Origin of the sequence: Pseudomonas sp. Y24-6 (assembly GCF_020295325.1) — a bacterium.
Taxonomy (GTDB): Bacteria; Pseudomonadota; Gammaproteobacteria; order Pseudomonadales; family Pseudomonadaceae; genus Aquipseudomonas; species Aquipseudomonas gregormendelii.
The window spans coordinates 219933-245513 of the sequence record NZ_JACBXG010000008.1 but is presented as its reverse complement, the minus strand read 5'-3'; the positions used below and the strand labels follow the sequence as shown (position 1 = coordinate 245513).

Annotated in this window: 28 protein-coding genes; 18 read left to right on the top strand and 10 right to left on the bottom strand. The window is 59.2% G+C overall.

Annotation, left to right across the window (positions count from 1 at the left end; genetic code table 11):
* Window positions 1–13: 13 nt before the first annotated feature.
* The 4 genes from HYI44_RS17385 to HYI44_RS17370 all read left to right on the top strand — a co-directional run bounded on the left by HYI44_RS17385 (window position 14) and on the right by HYI44_RS17370 (window position 4167).
* Window positions 14–796 (top strand): sugar phosphate isomerase/epimerase family protein, encoded by a 783-nt coding sequence (locus tag HYI44_RS17385; protein ID WP_225570047.1) that lies wholly within the window; start codon window positions 14–16, stop codon window positions 794–796.
* A complete protein-coding gene (locus HYI44_RS17380) occupies window positions 789–1814 on the top strand; it encodes a sugar kinase (protein ID WP_225570046.1) in 1026 nt (341 codons plus the stop codon). The genes HYI44_RS17385 and HYI44_RS17380 overlap by 8 nt, the downstream gene beginning before the upstream one ends.
* 66 nt (window positions 1815–1880) lie before the next feature.
* Window positions 1881–3176, top strand: coding sequence for an MFS transporter (locus HYI44_RS17375; protein ID WP_122840596.1), 1296 nt, complete (start codon window positions 1881–1883; stop codon window positions 3174–3176).
* A 13-nt stretch (window positions 3177–3189) separates the two neighbouring features.
* Window positions 3190–4167 (top strand): 2-hydroxyacid dehydrogenase, encoded by a 978-nt coding sequence (locus HYI44_RS17370; protein ID WP_122840597.1) that lies wholly within the window; start codon window positions 3190–3192, stop codon window positions 4165–4167.
* A 73-nt stretch (window positions 4168–4240) separates the two neighbouring features.
* On the opposite strand, the gene HYI44_RS17365 is transcribed toward HYI44_RS17370, so the two are convergent.
* Entirely contained in the window at window positions 4241–5428 is a 1188-nt protein-coding gene (locus tag HYI44_RS17365) for a pyridoxal phosphate-dependent aminotransferase (RefSeq protein ID WP_225570045.1), read from the bottom strand.
* A gap of 157 nt (window positions 5429–5585) precedes the next feature.
* On the opposite strand from HYI44_RS17365, the gene rarD reads away from it, so the two are divergent.
* Window positions 5586–6467, top strand: a complete 882-nt coding sequence (rarD, locus tag HYI44_RS17360) for an EamA family transporter RarD (protein WP_045058321.1) — start codon at window positions 5586–5588, stop codon at window positions 6465–6467.
* Between the two features lie 89 nt (window positions 6468–6556).
* Here the strand turns inward: rarD and hppD are convergent, their stop codons facing one another.
* Window positions 6557–7633, bottom strand: a complete 1077-nt coding sequence (gene hppD / locus HYI44_RS17355; RefSeq protein WP_122840599.1) for a 4-hydroxyphenylpyruvate dioxygenase — start codon at window positions 7631–7633, stop codon at window positions 6557–6559.
* Window positions 7634–8040: 407 nt separating this feature from the next.
* Between hppD and HYI44_RS17350 the strand changes: the two genes are divergently transcribed.
* Window positions 8041–9576, top strand: coding sequence for an EAL domain-containing protein (locus tag HYI44_RS17350; RefSeq protein ID WP_225570044.1), 1536 nt, complete (start codon window positions 8041–8043; stop codon window positions 9574–9576).
* 229 nt (window positions 9577–9805) lie between these two features.
* Window positions 9806–10171 carry a histone-like nucleoid-structuring protein, MvaT/MvaU family gene (locus tag HYI44_RS17345; RefSeq protein ID WP_045058318.1) on the top strand — a complete coding sequence of 122 codons (366 nt, stop codon included), beginning with the start codon at window positions 9806–9808 and terminating at the stop codon, window positions 10169–10171.
* A 197-nt stretch (window positions 10172–10368) separates the two neighbouring features.
* Here HYI44_RS17345 and HYI44_RS17340 read toward each other — a convergent pair whose 3' ends face one another.
* Entirely contained in the window at window positions 10369–10881 is a 513-nt protein-coding gene (locus HYI44_RS17340) for a DUF4946 domain-containing protein (RefSeq protein ID WP_225570043.1), read from the bottom strand.
* A gap of 145 nt (window positions 10882–11026) precedes the next feature.
* Between HYI44_RS17340 and gloA the strand changes: the two genes are divergently transcribed.
* On the top strand, window positions 11027–11548 hold the full coding sequence (gene gloA / locus HYI44_RS17335; protein WP_225570042.1) for a lactoylglutathione lyase: 522 nt from the start codon (window positions 11027–11029) through the stop codon (window positions 11546–11548).
* A gap of 80 nt (window positions 11549–11628) precedes the next feature.
* On the opposite strand, the gene ahpF is transcribed toward gloA, so the two are convergent.
* The 3 genes from ahpF to HYI44_RS17320 form a co-directional block, all read right to left on the bottom strand.
* Complete coding sequence (gene ahpF / locus HYI44_RS17330; RefSeq protein WP_122840603.1) at window positions 11629–13191, bottom strand: alkyl hydroperoxide reductase subunit F; 1563 nt, start codon at window positions 13189–13191, stop codon at window positions 11629–11631.
* A 137-nt stretch (window positions 13192–13328) separates the two neighbouring features.
* A complete protein-coding gene (gene ahpC / locus HYI44_RS17325; protein ID WP_045058314.1) occupies window positions 13329–13892 on the bottom strand; it encodes an alkyl hydroperoxide reductase subunit C in 564 nt (187 codons plus the stop codon).
* 138 nt (window positions 13893–14030) lie between these two features.
* On the bottom strand, window positions 14031–14969 hold the full coding sequence (locus HYI44_RS17320; RefSeq protein WP_225570041.1) for a site-specific integrase: 939 nt from the start codon (window positions 14967–14969) through the stop codon (window positions 14031–14033).
* 314 nt (window positions 14970–15283) lie between these two features.
* On the opposite strand from HYI44_RS17320, the gene HYI44_RS17315 reads away from it, so the two are divergent.
* Entirely contained in the window at window positions 15284–16294 is a 1011-nt protein-coding gene (locus tag HYI44_RS17315; RefSeq protein WP_225570040.1) for a DNA-binding protein, read from the top strand.
* Here HYI44_RS17315 and gorA read toward each other — a convergent pair.
* Window positions 16291–17649, bottom strand: a complete 1359-nt coding sequence (gene gorA, locus HYI44_RS17310) for a glutathione-disulfide reductase (RefSeq protein WP_225570039.1) — start codon at window positions 17647–17649, stop codon at window positions 16291–16293. The two genes, HYI44_RS17315 and gorA, sit on opposite strands and share 4 nt — an antisense overlap.
* Window positions 17650–17778: 129 nt before the next feature.
* A complete protein-coding gene (gene galU / locus HYI44_RS17305) occupies window positions 17779–18618 on the bottom strand; it encodes a UTP--glucose-1-phosphate uridylyltransferase GalU (protein ID WP_010460715.1) in 840 nt (279 codons plus the stop codon).
* 280 nt (window positions 18619–18898) lie between these two features.
* Between galU and HYI44_RS17300 the strand changes: the two genes are divergently transcribed.
* A complete protein-coding gene (locus HYI44_RS17300) occupies window positions 18899–19090 on the top strand; it encodes a hypothetical protein (protein WP_045058310.1) in 192 nt (63 codons plus the stop codon).
* A 150-nt stretch (window positions 19091–19240) separates the two neighbouring features.
* Window positions 19241–19522, top strand: a complete 282-nt coding sequence (locus tag HYI44_RS17295; protein WP_045058309.1) for a lipoprotein — start codon at window positions 19241–19243, stop codon at window positions 19520–19522.
* Between the two features lie 11 nt (window positions 19523–19533).
* On the opposite strand, the gene HYI44_RS17290 is transcribed toward HYI44_RS17295, so the two are convergent.
* Both HYI44_RS17290 and HYI44_RS17285 read right to left on the bottom strand, forming a co-directional pair.
* Window positions 19534–19764, bottom strand: a complete 231-nt coding sequence (locus tag HYI44_RS17290; protein WP_045058308.1) for a hypothetical protein — start codon at window positions 19762–19764, stop codon at window positions 19534–19536.
* 72 nt (window positions 19765–19836) lie between these two features.
* Entirely contained in the window at window positions 19837–20193 is a 357-nt protein-coding gene (locus HYI44_RS17285; RefSeq protein ID WP_122840607.1) for a hypothetical protein, read from the bottom strand.
* Window positions 20194–20403: 210 nt separating this feature from the next.
* On the opposite strand from HYI44_RS17285, the gene HYI44_RS17280 reads away from it, so the two are divergent.
* From HYI44_RS17280 to modB, 7 genes are all read left to right on the top strand, one after another.
* Entirely contained in the window at window positions 20404–20706 is a 303-nt protein-coding gene (locus tag HYI44_RS17280; RefSeq protein ID WP_045058306.1) for a DUF1883 domain-containing protein, read from the top strand.
* A gap of 35 nt (window positions 20707–20741) precedes the next feature.
* On the top strand, window positions 20742–20912 hold the full coding sequence (locus tag HYI44_RS17275) for a hypothetical protein (RefSeq protein ID WP_163019503.1): 171 nt from the start codon (window positions 20742–20744) through the stop codon (window positions 20910–20912).
* Window positions 20913–20961: 49 nt separating this feature from the next.
* Window positions 20962–21627 carry a DNA oxidative demethylase AlkB gene (gene alkB, locus HYI44_RS17270; RefSeq protein ID WP_122840608.1) on the top strand — a complete coding sequence of 222 codons (666 nt, stop codon included), beginning with the start codon at window positions 20962–20964 and terminating at the stop codon, window positions 21625–21627.
* A gap of 87 nt (window positions 21628–21714) precedes the next feature.
* Window positions 21715–22815, top strand: a complete 1101-nt coding sequence (ada, locus tag HYI44_RS17265) for a bifunctional DNA-binding transcriptional regulator/O6-methylguanine-DNA methyltransferase Ada (RefSeq protein ID WP_122840609.1) — start codon at window positions 21715–21717, stop codon at window positions 22813–22815.
* Window positions 22816–22908: 93 nt separating this feature from the next.
* Window positions 22909–23976 (top strand): NAD(P)H-dependent flavin oxidoreductase, encoded by a 1068-nt coding sequence (locus HYI44_RS17260; protein ID WP_225570038.1) that lies wholly within the window; start codon window positions 22909–22911, stop codon window positions 23974–23976.
* Between the two features lie 154 nt (window positions 23977–24130).
* Complete coding sequence (modA, locus tag HYI44_RS17255; protein ID WP_225570037.1) at window positions 24131–24898, top strand: molybdate ABC transporter substrate-binding protein; 768 nt, start codon at window positions 24131–24133, stop codon at window positions 24896–24898.
* Window positions 24899–25579, top strand: a complete 681-nt coding sequence (modB, locus tag HYI44_RS17250; protein ID WP_122840612.1) for a molybdate ABC transporter permease subunit — start codon at window positions 24899–24901, stop codon at window positions 25577–25579.
* Window positions 25580–25581 lie beyond the last annotated feature (2 nt).

Here is a 25581-nt window from a genome sequence, read left to right as displayed (position 1 = left end):
GAGGTATATAACAATGAAAAAATCCCCCGTCTCCATCAGCCTTTCCAGCTACGGCGCCGAACTGGTACGCCAGCGCGGCCAAGGCAGTTTCATCGAAATCCTCGCCGCCGCCGGTGCTTCCCACATCGAATGGCGTGAGGAATTACTGACCCACGAACACGCCACGCAACTGGCCCAAGCCACCTCCAACCATGGCCTGGAAAGCATCTACTCCTCACCCATCGAGCTATGGCTGGCGGGCCATTCAAACCCTAATCCCGCGTTGACTGCAGCCCTTCACAGCGCCCAGGCCTTCGGCGCCAAATGGCTGAAAGTCTCGCTGGGCTATTTTACCGATAATAATGACCTGCAAGGTCTGGCCCGTACCCTGGGCCACTGCGGCGTGCAACTGCTGGTAGAAAACGACCAGACCCTGCACGGAGGCCGCATCGAACCCTTTCAACGCTTTTTCGGCGAAGTGGAGCAACACCAACTGCCCATCAGAATGACCTTCGATATCGGCAACTGGCACTGGCAGGACCAGTGCGCTGCAAGCGCCGCTCGAATGCTCGGTCGTCACGTCGGCTACGTGCACTGCAAGGCCGTGACGCGCCGGCCCGATGGCAAACTGATTGCCACCCCGCCCGCCCCGGCGGATCTGCAGCAATGGGAACAACTGCTTCGCCACATGCCCCAGGGCGTCATGCGGGCGGTGGAGTATCCACTCCAGGGCGACGACCTCGCGCAACTCACCGGCGAACACGTCGCCGCCCTCGCCCGCCTGGGTCAATCGCGACTGGAGAGCGCTCATGTCTGAGATCGATATCCTGTCGTTTGGCGAGACCATGGCGATGTTTGTCGCCGAAGAACCCGGCGACCTGGCCAGCATCACCCGGTTCCACAAGCGCATCGCCGGTGCTGACAGCAACGTCGCCATCGGCCTGTCGCGGCTTGGATTCAAAGTGGCCTGGCTGAGCAGGGTCGGTGGCGATTCACTTGGCAGGTTCGTGATTGACACGCTTGAAAAGGAAGGACTGGACTGCCGTCATGTCGACATTGATGTCGCGCACCCGACCGGATTCCAGCTCAAGTCCCGCACCGAGGACGGCAGCGATCCGGTAGTGGAGTATTTCCGCCGTGGTTCGGCCGCCAGTCACCTGTCCCCGCAGTCAATTGTCCCCCAATTGCTGAACGCCCGGCACCTGCACGCCACCGGTATTCCTGCGGCCCTGTCAGCAAGCGCACGGCAACTGTCGCTGGAATTGATGACACGCATGCGCGATGCAGGACGCAGCGTATCGTTCGACCCCAATCTGCGGCCGAGCCTGTGGGCCAGCACGCAACAGATGGTCACCGAAACCAACCGCCTGGCTGCCCTCGCCCATTGGGTGCTGCCGGGCTTGAGCGAAGGCCGGTTGCTCACCGGCTTCGAAGACCCTGCCGATATCGCTGCTTTTTACCTCGACCAGGGCGTAGAGGCTGTGGCGATCAAGCTGGGCCCGCACGGTGCCTATTACCGGACTCATCAGGATCAGGGTTTTGTCGCCGGCGTGCCGGTGCAGGCAGTGGTCGACACGGTGGGTGCCGGTGATGGCTTTGCCGTGGGCATGATCAGCGCCTTGCTGGAAAACCACCGCTTTGCCGAGGCCGTGAAGCGGGCCAACTGGGTTGGCAGCCGGGCGGTGCAGAGTCGGGGGGATATGGAGGGGTTGCCTACCCGGGCCGAGATGAGCGCTGAGTTAGAGGCCGCCGTCGCGAGCGGGCTGGCTCCAGCACTGGATAGGGTTCCAACCCAAATGCCCTGTGGGAGCGAGCCTGCTCGCGATAAGGCCTGACCATTCACTGAAGATTCCGAATTCGTTACCTGCTGCGACAAAAACAACAAGCTCAGGAGCACCACCATGAAAACCGCAACCCTCGCCACCCGCCGCTGGTGGTACATCATGCCCATCGTGTTCATCACCTACAGCCTGGCGTACCTGGATCGCGCCAACTACGGCTTCGCCGCCGCCTCCGGCATGGCCGCCGACTTGATGATTACCCCGGGCCTGTCCTCCCTGCTCGGCGCCCTGTTCTTCCTCGGCTACTTTTTCTTCCAGGTACCGGGGGCGATCTATGCGCAGAAACACAGCGTGAAGAAACTGATTTTCGTCAGCCTGATCCTCTGGGGCAGCCTGGCAACCCTGACCGGAATCGTCTCCAATGCCTATTGGTTGATCGTCATCCGCTTCATGCTCGGCGTAGTCGAGGCCGCGGTGATGCCGGCGATGCTGATCTACCTGTGCCACTGGTTCACCCGCGCCGAACGCTCGCGGGCCAACACCTTCCTGATCCTCGGCAACCCGGTGACCATGCTGTGGATGTCGGTGGTCTCAGGCTATCTGGTACAGCACTACAGCTGGCGCTGGATGTTCATCATCGAAGGCTTGCCTGCGGTGCTGTGGGCGTTCATCTGGTGGCGCCTGGCCGACGATCGTCCGGCCCAGGCCAAATGGCTCAGTGACCAGGAAAAACATGACCTGGAAAGCGCCTTGGCGGCCGAACAGGTCGGCATCAAGGCGGTGAAAAACTATGCCGAAGCCTTTCGCTCGCCAAGGGTGATCATCCTCGCGTTGCAGTTCTTCTGCTGGAGCATCGGCGTCTATGGCTTCGTATTGTGGCTGCCGTCGATACTCAAGGCCGGTGCACAAATGGACATGGTTGAAGCGGGTTGGCTGTCGGCGCTGCCCTACCTGGCCGCCGTCATCGGCATGTTGCTGGTGTCCTGGGCGTCGGACAAACTGCAAAAACGTAAACGCTTCGTCTGGCCACCACTGCTGATCGCCTCGTTCGCTTTCTATGGCTCCTACGCCCTGGGCGCCGAACATTTCTGGTGGTCCTACACCCTGCTGGTGATTGCGGGTGCCTGCATGTACGCGCCTTACGGACCATTCTTCGCGATCATCCCGGAAATCCTCCCGGCTAACGTGGCGGGCGGCGCCATGGCGCTGATCAACAGCATGGGCGCCCTTGGTTCGTTCGGCGGTTCCTACCTGGTCGGCTATCTGAACAGTTCCACGGGTTCGCCCGGCGCGTCTTACTTGTTGATGAGCGGCGCGCTGATGCTCTCGGTGGTGCTGACTATTTTCCTCAAGCCCGGCGCCAGTGACCGGGAGCGGCCCACGGTCGCATTAACCCGCACCGCCGCACATTCCTGACTGGATGACGACAATGAAAAAGCAGGTTGTTCTATACAAGAAACTCTCGGCGCCGCTGATGGCTCGTTTGCACGAACAGGCCGAAGTGACGCTGATCGAAAGTCTCGACGCCGATGGCCTCGCCCGATTGCGCGATGCCCTGCCCCGAGCCCACGGTTTGCTCGGTGCCAGCCTGAAGCTGGATGCCGAGTTGCTGGATCTGGCGCCCGACCTTGAAGCCATCGCCAGCGTCTCGGTGGGCGTCGACAACTACGACATCGACTACCTGACCCAGCGACGCATCCTGCTGAGCAACACGCCAGACGTGCTTACCGAAACCACCGCCGATACCGGTTTTGCGTTGATTCTGGCGACCGCCAGACGTGTAGTCGAACTGGCGAACATGGTTCGAGCAGGCCAGTGGAGTCGTAACCTCGGCCCCGCGCATTTTGGCAGCGACGTGCACGGCAAAACCCTGGGCATCATCGGTATGGGCCGCATCGGCGAGGCACTGGCCCAGCGTGGGCATTGCGGTTTCGGCATGCCGGTGATCTACCACAGCCACTCGCCGAAACCGGCGGTAGAGCAGCGTTTCAATGCGCAATACCGCAGCCTGGGCGAGCTGTTGCAAGAGGCGGACTTCATCTGCCTGACGCTGCCGCTGACGGCTGAAACCGAGCGACTGATCGGCGCCGAGGAATTTGCCCAGATGCGCCCGCAAAGCATCTTCATCAACATCTCCCGAGGCAAGGTCGTGGATGAAGCGGCGTTGATCGAGGCATTGAGTTCGGGGCGGATTCGCGCGGCGGGGCTGGATGTGTTCGAGCGTGAGCCGCTGAACCTCGACTCGCCGTTGTTGCAGATGGATAACGTGGTGGCAACGCCGCACATGGGCTCGGCGACCCATGAGACACGGGAGGCGATGGCTCGTTGTGCGGTGGATAATCTGTTGGCCGCCCTGGCGGGTGAGCGGCCGGCCAATCTGGTGAATCCTTCGGTCTGGAAAGATTAAGATCAAACGATCGCAGCCTGCGGCAGCTCCTACGGTAACGTACATCCGAGCTGCTGGAGGCAGCGATCCTTTATTAGGCTCGACGCGCTTCCAGAAGGTCCATTGCACACAGCGCAATCCTTCGACAGGCATCCGCCAGTTTGCGCTGGTCCACCACCAACCCGATGCGGATATGCCCCGCCGCGCTCGGCCCGAACGCCTCGCCCGCCAGCACCGATACGCCATACCCCTCCAGCAGCCGCTCGGCGAAATGCTGGGCGGACAGCCCGGTCTGGCGCACGTCGACCATCACGAACATTCCGCCATCGGGCTGAATGGCCCGGATACCCGGGCATTGGTTCAGGCTCGTACACACCAGGTCGCGGCGCTGACGATATTCATCGCGCATCAGTGCCACCTCCGGAAGGTCTTCATCCAGCGCCCGTTGCGCCGCCTTTTGCACGAACTCCGGAATGCCAAACAGCATGCTCAACGAGAGATGCTCCAGATGATCGTTCAAGCGTTTGGGGCCGATCACCCAACCCACTCGCCAGCCGGTCATGGCGTGGGACTTGGACAGGCTGCCGATGGTCGCTGTACGCTCGGCCATGCCCGGCAGACTGGCCGGGCTGATATGTTCACCCTCGTACAGCAGATCACCGTAGACCTCGTCGCTGATCAACCAAAGGTCGTGTCGCACACACAGCAACGCCAGCTCCTGCCAGATCATCAGCGACAAACTGGCGCCGGAGGGGTTGTTCGGGCTGTTGAGTAACAGCGCCCGGGTCCTGGGGGTGATACGGGCTGCCACGTCGGCAGGATCAACCCGAAAGCCGTTCTCCGGACGCACCGCCACCGGCATCACCTTGGCCCCGCACGCGCCGAACACCCCTTCATACGTCACGTACATCGGCTCGGCGACGATCACTTCGTCGCCTGGATCAAGCAGGCATTGCGCAACCGAGTACACCGCGCATTGCGCGCCGGGCATCACGATCACATGGTCGGCGTCCACCACCTGCCCACTTCGACGCCGATGACGCTGGGCAATGCTGTCTCGCAAACCCCGACTGCCCCGCACCTGAGAGTAGTGGGTGTCGCCCGCCAGCAAGCTATCAATAGCGGCCTGGACGATGGGCCGGGGTGTATCGAAATCCGGGTCGCCAACCGACAGCAGCAGTACGTCGACGCCCTCTTCGCGCATTTGCAGCGCGCGATTATGAATCTGCCAGGCCGCGGCGCCTTCCCCGGCGATGCGTTGGGTCAAGCCTGAATAGCGCATGTATTTCTCCAATCGCGCGAGTTCCTGAGTCAACCCTATCTCAAATCGCGCCACGCGCCAGTACCGTGGTGAAATCGACGATCGGGGCAGGCAACAGAAATCCTGAAAACCACGTATCCTTCATACCCCGTTATACCTTCACTGCCGCGAGGACACGTTGTCTAAAGGTATCGCTCTATCGGTCACGGCCTCGGTGCTGTTTGCCGTCATGTATTACTACACCTCGCTGCTCACCCCCTTGAGCGGCGTGGAGATTTTTGGCTGGCGGATGCTGCTGACCGTACCGTGCATGACTGTGTACATGGTGGTGTCCGGGGAGTGGAAGCGGGTGGTCGAGCTGGTGCGACGACTTATCGCCAAGCCGAAACTTATTGCCGGCCTGGTCGCCTCCTCTGCCCTGCTCGGCGTGCAGCTGTGGCTGTTCATGTGGGCGCCGCTCAACGGCTACAGCCTTGATGTTTCGCTGGGGTACTTCCTGTTGCCGCTGACCATGGTGCTCACTGGAAGAATCGCCTTTGGCGAACGCCTGTCCTATCTGCAAAAAGTCGCGGTGGTGTTCGCCTGCCTCGGGGTCATCAACGAGCTGTACCAGGTGGGTGGTTTTTCCTGGGCGACCCTGCTCGTGTGCGTTGGTTATCCGACATTTTTTGTCCTGCGCAAGCGCTTGAAATCAGACAACCTGGGCGGCCTGTGGCTGGACATGGCGTTGACCCTGCCGGTGGCATTCTGGTTTGTGCAGAGTGGCGATCAGGGCTTTGCGGTGTTTGATCAGTACCCGTGGTTGTCGCTGCTGATTCCGCTGCTTGGGGTTATCAGCGCGTCGGCGCTGGTGGTCTACATCATCGCCAGCCGGTTGTTGCCGTTCAGCTTGTTCGGGCTGCTCAGTTATGTTGAGCCGGTGCTGTTGCTGGGGGTGGCGTTGCTGCTGGGGGAAAGCATCAAGGAGGGGGAATGGCTGACCTACATACCCATCTGGCTGGCAGTGGTGGTGTTGATGTTTGAGGGGTTCAAGCATTTGATGCGGCAGCGGCGGCCTTGAAAGCAAAAGATCGCAGCCTTCCGCAGCGCCTACAGGGGGGGCACCCTGTGGGAGCTGCCGAAGGCTGCGATCTCTTGTCCTGAACCAAATCAGTCAGTGGACAGCACGCCACGACGAACCTGATCACGCTCGATCGATTCGAACAGCGCTTTGAAGTTGCCCTCGCCAAACCCATCATCGCCTTTACGCTGGATGAATTCGAAGAACACCGGACCCATCAGGGTTTCCGAGAAGATCTGCAGCAGCAGGCGCTTGTCGCCGGACTCCGACGAACCGTCGAGCAGGATCCCGCGCATTTGCAGTTCATTAACCGGCTCGCCATGGTTCGGCAGACGGCCTTCCAGCATCTCGTAATAAGTTTCAGGCGGCGCGGTCATGAAGCGCATGCCAATCTTCTTCAGGCGGTCCCAGGTGTCGATCAGGTTGTCGCTGAGGAAGGCCACGTGCTGGATGCCTTCGCCGTTGAACTGCATCAGGAATTCTTCGATCTGCCCGGCGCCCTTGGACGACTCTTCGTTCAACGGAATGCGGATCATGCCGTCCGGTGCGGTCATGGCCTTGGAGGTCAGGCCAGTGTATTCACCCTTGATATCGAAGTAGCGAATCTCGCGGAAGTTGAACAGCTTCTCGTAGAAATTCGCCCAGTACGCCATGCGGCCGCGATACACGTTGTGGGTCAGGTGATCGATGATCTTCAGGCCCGCGCCTTCTGGATTACGGTCCACGCCTTCGATGAACACGAAGTCGATGTCGTAGATCGAACTGCCCTCGCCGAAACGGTCGATCAGGTACAGCGGCGCGCCGCCGATACCTTTGATGGCCGGCAGGTGCAGCTCCATCGGGCCGGTCTCGATGTGGATCGGCTGGGCGCCAAGTTCCAGGGCGCGCTTGTAGGCCTTCTGCGAATCCTTGACGCGAAACGCCATGCCGCACACCGACGGGCCGTGTTCGGCCGCAAAGTACGAGGCTACGCTGTTGGGTTCATTGTTGAGGATAAGGTTGATTGCGCCCTGGCGATACAGGTGCACGTCCTTGGAACGGTGGGTCGCCACCTTGGTGAAGCCCATGATCTCAAAGATCGGCTCCAGGGTGTTTGGGGTCGGCGATGCGAATTCGATGAATTCAAAGCCCATCAGGCCCATTGGGTTTTCGTATAAATCTGCCATGGTCGGCGCCTCATCATGCTTTTCAGAATTAACAAATGTCAGTTGCTGGCGATGCTGAGGTCGGCGGGCGGCGCGCAGGAGATACCTCTCACGCTGCGCGCGAGGAAGTCACCATAGATCAGTTGAAACCCAAATATCTTCATTGTCGACCCAAGGCTAAGACGGGCGAGGCTTCTGCTGCCAGAAGACGATTATTCTTGTATGCGTAACCCGATTCTACACAGCGTAAACATATTTGTCCGCCCTGTGTATCAAATCCCTGTTCAACGCCGCTGTGCAAGGGGGCATCGGCCCGGGCAGACTGGCAAAAGGCCGACTATCATGGCCGCTGTCTGCCTCTTTTGGAGGGCCTGTGATGGTCCTGCCAGCCGTTGACAGCCCTATCCCGTTACCCGGGCTTACAAAAAATGCCATTAAGCGCCAAGACCCGCCGCAAACGCAGCTCCCGGATTGTCGTGACCCTGCTCAGCGCACTGCTGCCCATCGTGCTGGGTGGCGTCATTCTTTACCTGCAAGCGCAGCGCACTCTGGAACAGGGTTCGCGCCTGACCGCCGAAGAAGCCGTCCTCCAGTTCGACCTGATGCTCGAAAACACCGCCCAGGCCGCAGAAAACCTGCTGCCGCTGGCGGGGCAACCCTGTGTAGACGTCAATCTTGCCCTGCGCGAACAAGTCACACGCCGCCCCTTTGTGCGCGCGACAAACCTGTTGTGGGACGACACCATTTATTGCAGCTCGCTGTTCGGTGAAACCCACGAAAAAATAGCACCGGGTGATTATAGCCACGGGCAGCTACTGCTGATGAAGGGCAATCGGGTGACACCTGACACCGCTTTGCTGGTGTATCGACTCAGCAAAGGCAAACAGGGGGCGATGAGCACCCTGGACGGTTACCACCTGAGCAATATCCTGCGCCTGATCGGGCGCAAGACCATCATTTTGTTGCAAGTAGGTGCGGACTGGCTGGATGCCGACGGGCAGATCCACGAAGGCCCCCTGCCCGTCCTGCCCGTGGCGCAAATCACCTTGGGCTCGCAGCGTTATGCCTTTCATGTGACTGCCGGTTTCCCCGAAGGCGAGACCTGGCGCTATATCAGCAGCGAGTACCCTCCGCTGTTCAGCCTGCTGATATTTTTTGGCGTGATGTCCGGGCTGATCGGGCACATTCTGCAGAAGCGCTCGACGTCGCCAAGTGTCGAGATGCAACGGGCGCTGGAAGCCAGGGAGTTTGTTCCGTACTTCCAGCCGGTCGTGTCGGGGGACAGTAAACAGTGGTCTGGCGCCGAAGTGCTGATGCGCTGGAACCATCCGAAAGAAGGCCTGGTGCGGCCGGACCTGTTCATCCCCTTTGCCGAGCACTCCGGGCTGATCGTGCCCATGACCCGCTCGCTGATGCAGCAAACCGCCGAACTGCTGGCGCCCATCGCCAGCTCATTCGAGCAACCCTTGCGCATCAGCGTCAACATCACCGCCCGTCACTGCAGGGACCTGCAACTGATCAACGATTGCCGCACATTCCTTAGCCATTTCACCCAGGGCTCAGTCTGCCTGGTGCTGGAACTGACGGAGCGAGAACTGATCGAGCCCACTGATATCACTCACAGGCTGTTCGAACAACTGCATGAACTGGGGGTGAAGATCGCCATCGATGACTTCGGTACCGGCCATTCAAGCCTCGGCTACCTGCGCCAGTTCAACGTAGATTTCCTCAAGATCGATCAAAGTTTCGTCGCGATGATCGGCGCCGACGTGTTGTCCCGGCACATCCTCGACAGCATCATCGAGCTCTCGGTAAAGCTGAATCTGGACATCGTTGCAGAAGGTGTGGAAACCGAAGAGCAGAGTGATTATCTCACCGCACGTGGGGTCGGCTTCCTGCAGGGTTATCTGTTTGCGCGACCCATGCCGGGCGCGCAGTTCATTAACGCATTAACAGGGCGTTAACTTATCGACTCAAACGACGTACTAATAACGCCGCCTGTGAACACTTCGACAGGTGGAGTTGTTACATGTAAAAAAGTCATGATTTACTCTTTTCGTATTAACCACTACACTTTTTACTGTTCACACAAAGATGCGCCAGCGAGCCCTTAGCACTGAAACGCTTCAAAGCGCCTGGCTTATAGCTTTATTTACGGCTGGCATCAATCACACAACTATTGGAGTGAAGATATTGTCCAGACTTGCTGAATTTCGTGCAGCTGAAAAGGCCCTTCAAGAGCAGCTCAAGCAGCTGGAAACCTTGAAGAACGACGCCGGACTCAAGAAGGAAATGGAATTCGAAGAGAAGCTCCAGGGGCTGATGAAAACCTATGGCAAGAGCCTGCGGGATGTGATCGCCATTCTCGATCCGAACCCGGCAAAATCGGGCCTGCAGGTGGCGTCTGCGCCGAAAACCCGGCGCGCTCGCGTGGTCAAGGTCTACCACAACCCGCACACTGGTGAACTGATTGAAACCAAGGGCGGCAACCACCGCGGCCTGAAATCATGGAAGGAACAGTACGGGGCGTCTACGGTCGAGTCATGGCTTCGCGGCTAAGATCATCGTAGGAGCGAGCTTGCTCGCGAAGAACCCAGAGACATCGCGCTTAGTCAGGCCTTACGCGTTATCGTTGACGTTTTTCGCGAGCAAGCCCGCTCTTTCAGTGTTACTGCCAACGCAGAGCTTTTTTACGTTTAGATACTTACTTTATGCTTAATTCTTTAGAGCTGTCCTACTCCAATTTTTAGTCACCGCTAAAGTTTCAAACTGTTACGAGCGGCAGCTATTTCGTCCTGACTAGCCTTGTACGCTTCGGCTTGTCCGGCGTAAGAAAGTACATAGGCGTTATCCGCGCCCACGGCCGCGACCAATGTCTGAGAGAGCACGTGCCGTCCGTTCTGGGTAATGGTGCAAGTTGTCTCCAGCGCCTGCAAATTACTCAAGCGTGCTTCGTGGATCTTGTTGCAAACACTTTGATACCCGCCCTGGAAAAAGTCCTTTTGCAGCGACTTGCGCATCTCCAGCAACACGCCCTGCAGATTGACCTGATGCCCGGGTTCCACTGGGGTCATGGTCAATTCCATCACCAGCACGGGAGTACCGCCCACATCGTTTTTTACTGCACGTTGGCGCGACACTTTCGATGCAGCGTCTGCCTGGGGCACGGCTTCCACTTCCCAGCCACTGGGCCAGGTGATCAGCGCCGGTTCAGCATGGGCGGCGGTGATTACCGACAGCAGGCTTATCAGTAAACAGAATCGAATCATCGCAAGGTCGTACTCAAAGGCTGAGTCAGCAAGTCTGGGCCCACCCCGCCCGTCAGGCAATAGCGGACGCTTTGGGTTTGGTGATGTCGGATCCCTTGCGTATCATTGCTGCCATTCGATAGCCCATTTACTGACCGGAGGGCCCATGAGCCTGCACGAATTGAACACCTTCCCCGGTGTCACTGCCCAACCTGACACTGCCACGCAGAAGTTCGTCTTCAACCACACCATGCTGCGGGTCAAGGACATCACCAAGTCACTGGATTTCTACACGCGAATCCTCGGTTTCTCACTGGTGGAAAAACGCGATTTTCCGGAGGCGGAATTCAGCCTGTACTTCTTGGCGCTGGTCGACAAAGACCAGATCCCGGCTGACGCTGCTGCGCGCACCGAATGGATGAAGTCGATTCCAGGCATCCTGGAACTGACCCATAACCACGGCACGGAGAATGATCCGGCGTTTGCCTATCACAATGGCAACACCGACCCGCGGGGTTTTGGTCATATCTGCATCTCGGTCCCGGACATCGTCGCCGCCTGCGAGCGCTTTGAGGCACTGGGCTGCGACTTCCAGAAGCGCCTGACCGATGGCCGCATGAAGAGCCTGGCCTTCATCAAGGATCCGGACGCCTACTGGGTCGAAATCATCCAGCCAGCCCCAATGTAAACCAAACCACATTTGGCTCGTCCAAAACGCAAAAACCCCATGATCGCTCATGGGGTTTTTGTGTATTCAGCCCTCGGCGTTTATGCCGGGGCAGAGGTGCGGATCAGGTGATCGAATGCGCTCAAGGAAGCCTTCGCGCCCTCGCCTACCGCAATCACGATCTGCTTGTACGGCACAGTGGTCACGTCGCCGGCAGCGAACACGCCTGGCATCGACGTCTCACCGCGAGCATCAACGACGATCTCGCCGCGAGGGGACAACTCGATGGTGCCTTTGAGCCAATCGGTGTTGGGCAACAAACCGATCTGCACGAAGATACCTTCCAGCTCGACGGTGCGAAGTTCATCTGACTTGCGATCCTTGTACCGCAGCCCATTAACCTTTTGCCCGTCGCCGGTCACCTCGGTGGTTTGCGCACTGGTGATGACTGTTACGTTCGGCAAACTGTGCAACTTTCGCTGCAAGACCGCATCGGCACGCAACTGTACGTCGAACTCCAGCAAGGTCACGTGGGACACGATCCCGGCCAGGTCGATGGCCGCTTCGACGCCCGAGTTGCCGCCGCCGATCACCGCCACGCGCTTGCCCTTGAACAGCGGACCGTCGCAGTGTGGGCAGTACGCCACGCCTTTGTTGCGGTACTGCTGTTCGCCAGGGACGTTCATCTCACGCCACCGCGCACCGGTCGCCAGGATCACGGTCCTGGCTTTCAAGGTGGCGCCGCTGGCGAAGTGGATCTGGTGCAACTCACCCTCCTTGCCCGGCACCAGTTTGTCGGCACGTTGCAGGTTCATGATGTCGACGTCGTATTGCTTGACGTGCTCTTCCAGGGCCACGGCCAGCTTGGGCCCTTCGGTTTCCTGCACGGAGATGAAGTTTTCGATGGCCATGGTGTCCAGCACCTGGCCGCCAAAACGCTCGGCCGCGACGCCGGTGCGAATGCCTTTGCGGGCAGCGTAGATCGCGGCCGACGCACCGGCCGGGCCACCGCCGACGACCAATACGTCAAAGGCTTCCTTGCCGCTGATTTTCTCGGCTTGACGTTCGATGCCGCTGGTGTCGATCTTGGCAAGGATCTCTTCCAGGCCCATGCGGCCCTGACCGAAGTTGACCCCGTTGAGGTAGATGCTCGGCACGGCCATGATCTGACGCTCATCGACTTCAGCCTGGAACAGCGCGCCGTCGATCGCCACGTGGCGAATATTCGGGTTCAGCACCGCCATCAGGTTCAGCGCCTGGACCACGTCCGGGCAGTTCTGGCAGGACAGCGAGAAGTAGGTCTCGAAACTGAACTCGCCTTTGAGCGAACGGATCTGTTCGATCACTTCCACACTGGCTTTCGAAGGGTGACCGCCGACTTGCAGCAAGGCCAGCACCAACGAGGTGAATTCGTGGCCCATCGGGATGCCGGCGAAACGCAGGCTGATATCGGCACCTGGGCGATTGATCGAGAACGATGGTTTGCGTGCATCGTCACCGTTATCGAGCAAGGTAATCTGGTTGGAAAGACTGGCAACGTCTTTCAGTAACGCGAGCATTTCCTGGGATTTCGCACCGTCGTCGAGGGAAGCAACGATCTCGATCGGCTGGGTGACCCGTTCCAGGTATGACTTCAACTGGGCTTTAAGATTGGCGTCCAACATACGGGCGATTTCCTTTTTTCGAATTCATATAAAGCAGGCATAAAAAAACGCCCGAGCAAGTCTCGCCCGGGCGTTTTTAGTGGGCGGTTGCAGCTTACTGAGGTGCGGAAACCCGCCCTGATAGTGCTTTCACAGTCTTAGATCTTGCCGACCAGGTCCAGGGACGGAGCCAGGGTAGCCTCGCCTTCTTTCCACTTGGCTGGGCAAACCTGACCTGGGTGAGCAGCAACGTACTGAGCGGCCTTGATTTTGCGCAGCAGCTCGGAAGCGTCGCGGCCAACGCCGCCATCATTGAGTTCAACGATCTTGATCTGGCCTTCAGGGTTGATCACGAAGGTGCCACGGTCAGCCAGGCCAGCGTCTTCGATCAGCACGTCGAAGTTGCGGGAGATGGCATGGGTAGGGTCGCCGATCATGGTGTACTGGATCTTGCCAATGGCTGGCGAAGTGTTGTGCCAGGCAGCGTGGGCAAAGTGGGTGTCGGTGGACACGCTGTAGATTTCAACGCCCAGCTTCTGGAACGCTTCGTAGTTGTCGGCCAGGTCTTCCAGCTCGGTTGGGCAAACGAAGGTGAAGTCCGCCGGGTAGAAGAATACGACCGACCATTTGCCTTTCAGGTCAGCGTCCGAGACTTTTACGAAGTCGCCATTTTTGAAGGCGTCAGCTTTGAACGGTTTAACTTGGCTGTTGATGATAGGCATCGATGACTCTCCGTCAGGGGTTGAAAAGTTGATGAGATGAATCCTACCTATCCAATCCCTCGATGGCTCATTGGCAAAGCTCATGCTGCTGATTGGTTTTCGCTATTAGCCGACAGTATTAATAGAAGAAAACGGAATCTAGGACGCCAGTGGCTTTTCGACCAGGCGGGTCATGCCGGGGAACGGACTGGCCTCGACGTAACGCATCGCCGATTTCACGTCTTTCCAGCCGACGTAACTCATCAGCGATTTCAGATCCCAGCCGCTTTGATGGGCCCAAGTGGCAAAACCCCGGCGCAGGGAATGGCTGGTGTAGTGCTCGGCGGCGATGCCTGCGCGCTGTAACGCCTGGCGCAATAGAGGAATCACGCTGTTGGGGTGCAAGCCCTCCTTGCTCAAATGTCCCCAGCGGTCGATACCGCGGAACACCGGGCCCCGCACCAACGCGGCGGCGCTGATCCAGGCGATATAGGCCTGCACCGGGCACAAGCGCTGGAGCGCTGGCGTCTGGTAGGTCTTGCCGAGGTTGTCACGGTCACCCTTGCTGCGCGGCAAATACAGGCTGATTCCGGCACCGGCGCTGGCCTGGACGTGCTCGATCTGGACGCGACATAACTCGTCACTGCGAAATCCTCGCCAGAATCCCAAGAGGATCAGCGCGGTGTCGCGCCTGGCGCGCAACAAGCCCGGTTGATCGTGTTCGGCCTGAGCGATCTGCGCCTCTCGTTCAAGCCAGGCAATCACCCGCTCCAGGTGCTGCAGCTGTAACGGCTCGGCCTGCTTTTCCTGTGCCGGGTGCAGTGCGCGGATGCCCTTGAACACCTTGCGCACCACCGGCGCCTTGGTGGGGTCGGCAAATCCCTGGCTGCTGTGCCACTGGGCCAGCGCCGACAAGCGCAGCTTCAAGGTGTTGATCGAAAGCACGCCGGCATGCGCCACCAGATAACGCGCGACGCTGTCGGCGGTCGCGGGCAGGAAGCCGCCCCAGCTGACTTCGAAGTGCTCGATCGCGGCGCGGTAACTGCGCCGGGTGTTGTCGCGGGTGGCGGCATTAAGGTAACGATCAAGCTCGCTCATGCGACCTGCCTTCTGGACGATCAAACCCGCTCATGGAACTTGCCTTCTGTAGGCGCGAGCTTGCTCGCGATGGTCGTTAACGATGATGCGGTGGGTCAGATGGCCAGCGGCGCTTTGCGGTTTTTCGCGAGCGAGCTCGCTCCTACAGGGCGTTGTGTACGGATTTGGGGGCCGCTGACACCTGAGAAAGCATATCACACGGGATAATACCAATATATCCCATGTTAGGATTCAAGGATTTTATCTGCTTATCTAATCATGGTACAATCGTTTTTTAGTGGTATGTACCACAGTACGAAATCGTAGGAGAGCTCATGGCTCGCGGCGGCATTAACAAAGCAGTGGTTCAAACGGCACGCCTGGCAATCCTTGCCCGGGGCGAACACCCGAGCATTGACGCTGTACGCATAGAAATGGGCAATACGGGCTCAAAGACTACTATTCACCGATATTTGAAGGAGCTCGACGACGCTGGCGAGCCTGCAGATGCGACCAGCGAACCGATCGATGACGAGCTCGCCGGGCTGGTCGCCCGCCTCGCCCAACGGCTTAAAGAGCAGGCGCAGGAACCCATTGACCAAGCTCGCGCGCAGTTCGATCAGCAAAAAAAGGCACTGGACGCACAGCTGGCCCAAGCGATGGAAGCCAACACCGAGCTGCAACAGCAATACGAAGTGCAAACACTGGCCCTGACCCAGGAATCGGACACTCTGCAGAACACGCTCGCGTTATTGCAGACCGAGCAGACGCGCAACGCTGGACTCAACCAGGCGCTGGCAGATTTCGAATTACGCTTGCAGGACAAGGATGAGCAGATTCGCTCTCTGGAAGAAAAGCACCTGCACGCCCGCGACGCGCTGGAGCACTATCGCAACGCGGTCAAGGAACAGCGTGAGCAGGAGCAGCGCCGCCATGAAGGGCAGGTGCAACAGATTCAGATGGAGCTGCGCCAGGCCCAGCAGAGCGCCTTGATACGCCAGGACGAAATCACGCAGCTGCATCGGGACAATGAACGCCTGCTGACGGAGAACCGTGGCACGCTGCGCGAGCTGAGCCTGTTGCAGGAACAGCTCAAGCACACCCATAACCGCCAGGATCAGTTGCTGGAGCAGGTCAACCGCATCGACAGCGAGCGCACCCTCCTCCAGGAACGCCTGCGCGCGGCGTTGCTGGAAAGCCAGTCGCTTAAACAGAGCGTTGAAGAGCAGTCGCAGCTCAACAAGGGATTGGAAGCAGAACTGCAGAAGACCCGGGCGAGCCTTGATGAAAGCATGCGCCTGGCGACTGCCGTTGCGACAGCCCCAGACGCGGCAACAGCCGATTAACGATCGACCGGCGTACGCATGGTGACGAATTCTTCGGCGGCCGTCGGATGGACGCCGATGGTTTCGTCGAAGTCGCGCTTGGTCGCACCAGCCTTCAACGCGATCGCCAGGCCCTGAACGATTTCACCGGCGTCGGGGCCGACCATGTGACAACCCAGCACCTTGTCGGACTTCGCGTCGACCACCAGTTTCATCAGGGTACGCTCCTGACACTCGGTCAAGGTCAGCTTCATCGGGCGGAAACGGCTTTCGTAGATCACCACTTCATGCCCGGCGTCCCGCGCCTCTTCCTCGGTCAAGCCGACAGTGCCGATGTTCGGCAAGCTGAACACCGCGGTCGGGATCATTTTGTAATCCACTGGACGGTATTGCTCGGGCTTGAACAGGCGTCGCGCGACCGCCATGCCCTCAGCCAGCGCGACAGGCGTCAATTGGACCCGACCGATGACATCACCCAGCGCCAGGATCGACGGCTCGGCGGTCTGGTATTGCTCGTCAACTTCGACGAAGCCTTTCTGGTCGAGCTTGACGCCCGTGTTTTCCAGCCCGAGGTTATCCAGCATCGGCCGGCGGCCCGTGGCGTAGAAAATGCAATCGGCTTCCAGCTCACGACCGTCCTTGAGGGTGGCCTTGAGACTGCCATCGGCCTGCTTGTCGATGCGCTCGATGTCGGCGTTGAACTGCAGGTCCATGCCGCGCTTGGTCAGCTCTTCCTGCAGATGCTTGCGCACCGCGCCGTCGAAGCCGCGCAGGAACAGATCACCGCGATACAGCAAGGTGGTGTCGGCGCCCAGGCCGTGGAAGATCCCGGCAAACTCGACGGCAATGTAGCCGCCACCGACTACCAGCACGCGCTTTGGCAGCTCTTTCAGGAAGAATGCCTGGTTGGAGCTGATGGCATGCTCGTGCCCTGGAATTTCCGGGACCTGCGGCCAGCCGCCGGTGGCGATCAGGATATTCTTCGCCGTGTGACGCTCGCCATTGATCTCGACCGTATGCGGATCAACGATCTTGGCATGCCCCTCGTGCAACGTCACACCGCTGTTGACCAGCAGATTGCGGTAGATGCCGTTGAGGCGATTGATCTCGCGGTCCTTGTTGGCAATCAGGGTCGCCCAGTCAAATTTCGCCTCGCCCAGTGTCCAGCCGAAACCGGACGACTGCTCGAAGTCCTCGGCAAAATGCGCGCCGTAGACCAGCAGCTTTTTCGGCACGCAGCCGACGTTCACACAAGTGCCACCCAGATAGCGACTCTCGGCCACGGCCACTTTCGCGCCAAAACCGGCAGCAAATCGAGCAGCCCGCACACCGCCAGAACCGGCGCCAATCACATAAAGGTCAAAATCGTAGGCCATCTTCAATCTCCTCGGCAGGTCAACAGCATACCTGCACACGCATGCTGGGCAAGTGCTGGGCGTTTATTTGGGGCCTGAAAAAGAAAAAGCCACCCGAAGGTGGCTTTTCATTACAAGCACGCCTGGCTATCAGTAAGCCTTGCCAGTCTTGTAGAAGTTCTCGAAGCAGAAGTTAGTCGCGTCGATGTAGCCTTCGGCACCACCGCAGTCGAAACGCTTGCCTTTGAACTTGTAGGCCATCACGCAGCCGTTTTGTGCCTGTTTCATCAGGGCGTCGGTGATCTGGATTTCGCCACCCTTGCCTGGCTCGGTTTGTTCGATCAGGTCGAAGATGTCCGGAGTCAGGATGTAGCGACCGATGATCGCCAGGTTCGACGGCGCATCTTCAGGTTTTGGCTTTTCAACCATGCTGTGAACGCGGTAGATGTCGTCGCGGATCATCTCACCGGCGATTACGCCGTATTTGTGAGTCTCTTGCGGATCAACTTCCTGGATGGCCACGATCGAGCAGCGGAACTGCTTGTACAGCTTGACCATCTGGGTCAGTACGCCGTCGCCTTCAAGGTTCACGCACAAGTCATCCGCCAGGACCACGGCGAAGGGTTCGTCACCGATCAGCGGACGGCCGGTCAGGATGGCGTGGCCCAGACCTTTCATTTCGGTCTGGCGGGTGTAGGAGAACGAGCAGTTGTCGAGCAACTTGCGGATGCCGACCAGGTATTTTTCCTTGTCGGTGCCCTTGATCTGGTTTTCCAGCTCATAGCTGATGTCAAAGTGATCTTCCAGCGCGCGTTTGCCGCGGCCGGTCACGATGGAGATTTCGGTCAACCCAGCGTCCAGGGCTTCTTCAACGCCGTACTGGATCAGTGGCTTGTTTACCACCGGCAGCATTTCCTTGGGCATGGCTTTAGTCGCTGGCAGGAAGCGAGTACCGTAACCGGCTGCTGGGAACAAGCATTTCTTGATCATAAAAGTCCTTGTAAGGGCTGTGTGTACGAGTTTCGGCGCAGTCTAATCAGGCGGCGGGCACCTTACAATGCCCCGCACTGGCTAACCGATGCCATCATAGAGAAATATTCTGTCGGATAGTTCCCCAGAACAATTCGCCTCCTATAGATAGCAGAAAAGCTGGACGCCGTGCGCCGACGGGAAAATCGGCGCGCAATCGCACCACCATACGCCCATCAGCACCCGGTGAGTGCATTTGGCGTTATCATTGCGCAATTGAACCAGCCAACGAGGCAGATACATGTCGGAAGCAAAAATAGTCAACGGTTACCAGATCAAGCAAGTCAAGCCTGGCGAATGGCGAGTAGCGGGTGCCAACGGTGAAGATGTCGGCGCCGGAGCCTTCCCGACAGAGGCGATGGCGATTGAGGTAGCATCGGTACTGGAGCTGGAACACGCCAGCACTGGCCGACGTGGCAAAGACAAGCGCTGATCAGTACCTGTCGCACCCAAGCCCTGACTCGCGCAGGGCTTTTTTTGCGGGCAGTTTTAGATAAGACGGTAATAAGTGGCCTTTGGCTATAACCTTTTGATGCCAGCGCTGTCACAGGCTTAGCCCCATCATCCTGACGACGACAACGACATGAATAAATTTTTGCCACTGATTGCAGTATTGGCCCTGAGCGGCTGCGCCACCTCTGAAACCACCTACCTCAACAACGGGGAACAAGGCCTGGCCATCGACTGTTCCGGAGAGGCAAATTCCTGGGCCACCTGCTATGAAAAAGCCGATGCCTCCTGCGCTGGCACCGGCTACCGGATCGTCGGCACCGACGGCACACCTTCGTTGAAGGAAAGCGACAAAACCCTTGGGGTGGACGTCGGCAACTTCAAAAACCGCAGTGTGGTGGTGGTCTGCAAGTAAGGCGCCCTGCCCTACATGTGGATTTCCGCAAATTTGATCCCGAGGCCGCGAACGGTCTCGATCAGATCGTCGAGACGGCTGAAGGACTCGACTTCGTCGTTATCATCCACCAGAAAGTAACTGCGCCCGGCGCTCTTCTTGAAGAAAACGATCCACTCCCCCGAGTTCGCCGGATTCTGAATCACATGGGTGGCCGAAATACTCCCTTCGGCGTGACGTTCCCGTACTTGCTCTCGCTTCATGCTCGACTCCAGAAATGACAATGCCGCCAAAGCGTCGCTGAGGCGGCATCAGTGCTGACCGGCGGTATTCTATCAGCCGGAAATGCAGGCAGTTGCAGCGTCGCGCACATCCGTGGGGCGCAACGGCACATTGGAAATGCGCTCGTGCAGCTTGATGCTGCTGCCACTGGAACGGTCCTCGATATCAAATACGGCGGCCGGCCCCGAGGAAAACTTCTGCGGTACGATGACGCGCACGCCATCCTTGTGCGGCTCAACCTGCAAGGCGCCACGGCTGCTGGCAAGCTTTTCGGTCAGGCACTGCGCATATTCATGGGGTTTCTTGCCGGAGATCACGCTCATGGTCGGCAGCGTTTCATTGATCTCCGAGACACTTGCGCAACCACTGATCACCAACGCCAACGGCAGTAACCCTACACCCCACTTCATATAAAACCTCCGATAAAGACCCTCCGACAGCACAAATGCTGTTTTTCTCCGAGGCTGCCTGCATTAATCGCTGATGGATGTCCAAAATTCTGCATTTATTGCCAAAGTGGACCAAGGCGACCGGATAATAACCTGTTCGGGCTGATAAACTGCGGCAATTGCCCAGCTATCGTTTTGATTTTGTAGAAAAAGCCCTTCTGGAGGCGCCTCATGAAATTTATCCACCAGCGCGAGCACCTGAACGAAGACGACATTGTCGTCATTCAATGCTCGCAAACCTGCAACATCCGCTTGATGAACGACGCCAACTTCCGCAGCTTCAAGAATGGTGGTCGCCACACGTACCACGGCGGCGCGTTCGACACTTTTCCGGCGCGGATTACCGCACCGAGCACCGGTTTCTGGAACATCACAATCGACACGGTGACCAACCGGGCGATCAGCGTGACCCGCAAGCCGACCCTCACGCACTCGATCAAGATCATCCGCCGCTCCAGCTCGAAACTGAGCTGAGTGGCATTTCCACCTCCCGACTTGCAGGTATGACCGTGGCCCAGACGACCAAGTACGTCATCAAATACAAGCTCAACGGCGAACGCCGGTTTGAGTTCGCCCAGCTTGAAAACGGCACTGCCGAAGAAGCCAAGGCCGCGCTGGACGTGATTCACGGCCAGGGCGAAGATGTCATCAGCGAGATCAGCGTGAGCAAGGCACTGTAACGCCGACATCTTGCGAATCGCTGATCATCGTCTCGATGAGTGACCACCTATGAGCTCTTTCACCCTGGACCTGTTCGCCGATCACGAACCTGAGCAACCGCCAAAGCGCGAGCAGATTGCCGAGCAATCCTGGGTGCTGCGGGGTTTCGTCCTGCCCTGGCTTGAACGTTTGCTGCCGGAGCTGGATGCTGTCCTCGCGGCCGCGCCTTTTCGGCAAATGGTGACCCCAGGGGGCTTCACCATGTCGGCCGCGCTGAGCAGCTGCGGTACCTGGGGCTGGACCACCGACCGCAGTGGCTATCACTACACCCGCCACGATCCATCGAGCGGCAAGCCCTGGCCGCCAATGCCCGAGGTGTTTCTCCACCTTGCCCAGGCAGCCGCCCTGGAAGCTGGATTTGCAGGCTTTGTTCCTGACTCCTGCCTGATCAACCGGTATGCCCCCGGTGCAAAAATGTCATTGCATCAGGACAAGGACGAGACGTCCATGGCAGCGCCAATCGTCTCGGTATCCCTGGGGTTGCCGGCGGTCTTCCTGTTTGGTGGATTCGAACGCGGTGACAAATGCCAGAAAGTGTCGCTGTTTCATGGCGATGTGGTGGTATGGGGCGGTGTCGATCGCTTGCGCTATCACGGGGTATTGCCTATCAAGGACGGCCAGCATCCACGGTTGGGGGAGCAGCGCATCAACTTCACCTTCCGGGCGGCGCGGTGAGCCTTTCGAGTTCAATCGCAAGCCGCGGAGTGTTGCGTAGCGCGCGACCCCCTAAGCTGGATCAAACCCTTCCATGCAGGTGAAGCCATGACCACTCCTTCGACGACTGGCGCCATCGAGGACGATCCCCGCTGGGCTGCCGTGGTTGCGCGCGATCCGCGCGCAGACGGGCAATTCGTCTATGCGGTGAAAACCACGGGGGTCTATTGCCGCCCCAGTAGCCTGGCGCGCTTGCCCAATCCAAAGAATGTGCAGTTCTTCGATACTGCCGAGCAAGCCCAGGCAGCAGGATATCGCCCAAGCAACAGGGCGGCGAAGGATCAAAGTGATCTCGCCGCGCAGCATGCCGCGACTGTAGCAGCGGCGTGCCGCCAGATAGAAACCGCCGAGCAAGTGCCGGTGCTCAATGATCTCGCCTCGGCAGCAGGCATGAGCAGCTTTCACTTCCATCGGGTGTTCAAGGCGATCACTGGCCTGACCCCCAAGGGTTATGCCTGCGCCCATCGCGCGCGCAAAATGCGCCAGCGCCTGGGCGATGGCGGCTCGGTCACCGAGGCGCTCTACGACGCCGGATTTAACTCCAATAGCCGCTTCTACGCAGCGGCGGATAATGTACTGGGCATGAAACCGACCGATTACCGCGCCGCCGGCCAGAACAACGACATTCTTTTTGCCGTGGGCCAGTGCTCACTCGGCGCGATCCTCGTGGCGCAAAGCGAGCGCGGGGTGTGCGCGATCCTGCTGGGGGACGACCCGCATCAGTTGGTCTGCGATCTGCAGGATCGGTTTCGTCAGGCCAATCTGCTGGGGGCTGATCAGGCCTTCGAGCAATTGATTGCCAAGGTCGTCGGCTTCATCGAAGCCCCGGCCCTGGGCCTGGATTTGCCCCTGGATGTGCGCGGAACGGCGTTTCAGGAGCGGGTATGGCAGGCGCTGCGGGATATTCCGCCGGGTAGCACCGCCAGTTATGCTGAAATTGCCCGGCAGATCGGCGCCCCGAAAGCTTTCCGGGCGGTAGCGCAGGCGTGTGGCGCAAATCATCTGGCAGTGGCGATTCCTTGTCATCGCGTGGTGCGCAGTGACGGCGACCTGTCGGGGTATCGGTGGGGTGTGGAGCGCAAGCGAGAGTTGCTGGAGCGCGAAGCACGCCCCGATACGGCTGTTGGACGTGAGACTTGTTTGAAATGAGCGCTGCGGCAGCACTGGCCTTGGCGCCGCGATTGCTGGTACAAATCCAGCCCGACTGTCCCTGCCCTGCCTACCTGCCGGAGAGCCCCCAAAATGAGTCAATGGCCAGATACCCGCATTCTTGACCTGCTTGGCATCGAGCTGCCGATCATCCAGGCGCCCATGGCTGGCGCGACGGGTGCGGCCATGGTGATCGCGGCGAGCAACGCCGGAGGCCTGGGGTCCATGCCCGCAGCCCTGTTGAGCACCGACCAACTGCGCGAAGAACTGAAGGTCATTCGCGCGCAGACCCAACGCCCGATCAACGTGAATTTTTTCTGCCATCAACCGCCCGTGGCCGACGAACAAGGTGCCCGGGACTGGAAGAATCTGCTGGAGCCTTATTACAGCGAACTGGGCGTGGATTTCGATGCGCCGACGCCGGTGTCCAATCGCGCGCCGTTTGATAACGCCACCTGCGAAGTCGTAGAGGCACTGCGACCGCAAGTGGTGAGCTTTCATTTTGGCCTGCCGGAAAAGTCACTGCTCGACCGCGTCAAGGCGACCGGCGCAAAAGTGCTGTCGTCCGCTACTACGGTCGAAGAAGCGATCTGGCTGGAACAGCACGGTTGCGACGCGATCATTGCCATGGGCAATGAAGCGGGGGGGCATCGGGGCATGTTCCTCAGCGACGACCTGAGTAGCCAGGTGGGTACATTCGCCCTTGTGCCGCAGATAGTCGATGCCGTGAAAATCCCGGTGATTGCCGCAGGCGGCATCAGTGACGCCCGTGGCGTGGCGGCTGCGTTCATGCTGGGAGCGAGCGCGGTGCAGGTCGGTACCGCCTACCTGTTCACCCCGGAAGCCAAGGTCAGCGCCTCTCATCACAAGGCACTGCGCACCGCCAGGGAAAGTGACACGGCCGTGACCAATCTTTTCACCGGCCGCCCGGCACGGGGCATTCTCAATCGAGTGATGCGCGAGCTGGGGCCAATGAGTGACAAGGCCCCGGCCTTTCCGCTTGCCGGGGGCGCGTTGTTGCCACTGCGTGCCAAGGGAGAAGCCGACTTCAGCAACCTCTGGGCAGGGCAGGCGTTTCCCCTCGGGAAGGAGCTGAGCACGGCAGAACTGACCCGCAAACTGGCAGAGGAAGGGTTGGCAAAGCTGATCCACTTGACCTGAGCCGCCTCACTCTGTAGGAGCTGGCAAAGGCGCCTACGGGGATCGTTCTCGGCAACATGTATACAATCGAGTTCCGTTTGCAGGTATTTCGCTATATATTTCGCTACATAGCGTTTAGTACCCACTGCTGTACCTGCCCGTCACGGAGCCGTTCATGACCCCTCGCGCCTCACGTTTTGCCCCTGCTGCCCTTATGAGCCTGCTGGCTGTCTGCACGGCTGGATCGGCCCAGGCCGACGAAGTCCAGGTCGCGGTCGCGGCCAATTTCACCGCCCCCCTCCAGGCGATCGCTGCCGATTTCGAGAAAGACACCGGTCACAAGCTGATAGCTGCCTACGGCGCCACCGGCCAGTTCTACGCCCAGATAAAGAATGGCGCGCCCTTCGAAGTGTTCCTGTCAGCCGATGACAGCACGCCGCAGAAGCTTGAAAACGAGGGCGATACCGTCAAGGGCTCACGTTTCACCTACGCCATTGGCACCCTGGCGCTTTGGTCGGCCAAGGGCGGATACGTCGACAGCCAGGGCAAAGTCCTTAGCGATAACCAGTATCAGCATCTGGCCATCGCCAACCCGAAAGCTGCGCCGTACGGGCTGGCGGCTACCCAAGTGCTGGCCCGGCTGGGCCTGACCGATCAAGTCAAAGCCAGGATCGTCGAAGGCCAGAACATCACCCAGGCTTACCAATTTGTGTCCACCGGCAACGCCGAGCTCGGTTTCGTCGCCTTGTCGCAGGTTTACAAAGACGGCAAAGTGTCCGGCGGCTCGGCCTGGATCGTTCCGGCGGACATGCATGACCCGATCAAGCAGGACGCGGTGATCCTCAACAAGGGCAAGGACAATCCAGCCGCCAAGGCGCTGGTTGACTACCTCAAGGGGCCGAAAGCCGCTGCCGTTATCAAATCCTACGGTTATCAACTTTAAATGAGCCTGACCAGTGCCGACTTTGCTGCCATCTGGCTGACCCTGAAACTGGCGTCGCTGACGACGGTCATCCTGTTGGTGATCGGCACTCCGATCGCGTTGTGGCTGTCGCGTACCACCTCCTGGCTACGCGGTCCGGTCGGGGCGATCGTCGCCCTGCCCCTGGTCTTGCCCCCTACGGTGATTGGTTTTTACCTGTTGATCGCGCTGGGCCCCCACGGTGTCGTCGGCCAGCTCACCCAATCACTCGGGCTCGGCACCCTGACCTTCAGTTTTGCCGGCCTGGTGATTGGCTCGGTGCTCTATTCCATGCCATTCGTGGTGCAACCCCTGCAAAATGCTTTTGCCGCTATCGGTACGCGGCCACTGGAAGTGGCTGCGACGCTGCGGGCCAATCCCTGGGACACTTTTTTCAGCGTGATCCTGCCCCTGGCACGTCCCGGTTTCATCACGGCAGCCATTCTCGGCTTTGCCCATACGGTCGGCGAGTTCGGAGTCGTACTGATGATCGGCGGCAACATCCCGGACAAAACCCGGGTGGTCTCGGTACAAATCTACGACCATGTCGAAGCGATGGAATACGCCCAGGCCCATTGGCTGGCCGGGGCGATGCTGGTCTTTTCGTTTGCCGTGTTGCTGGCGCTCTACTCCAGCCGCAAGACCCGCGCGGGCTGGAGCTGATC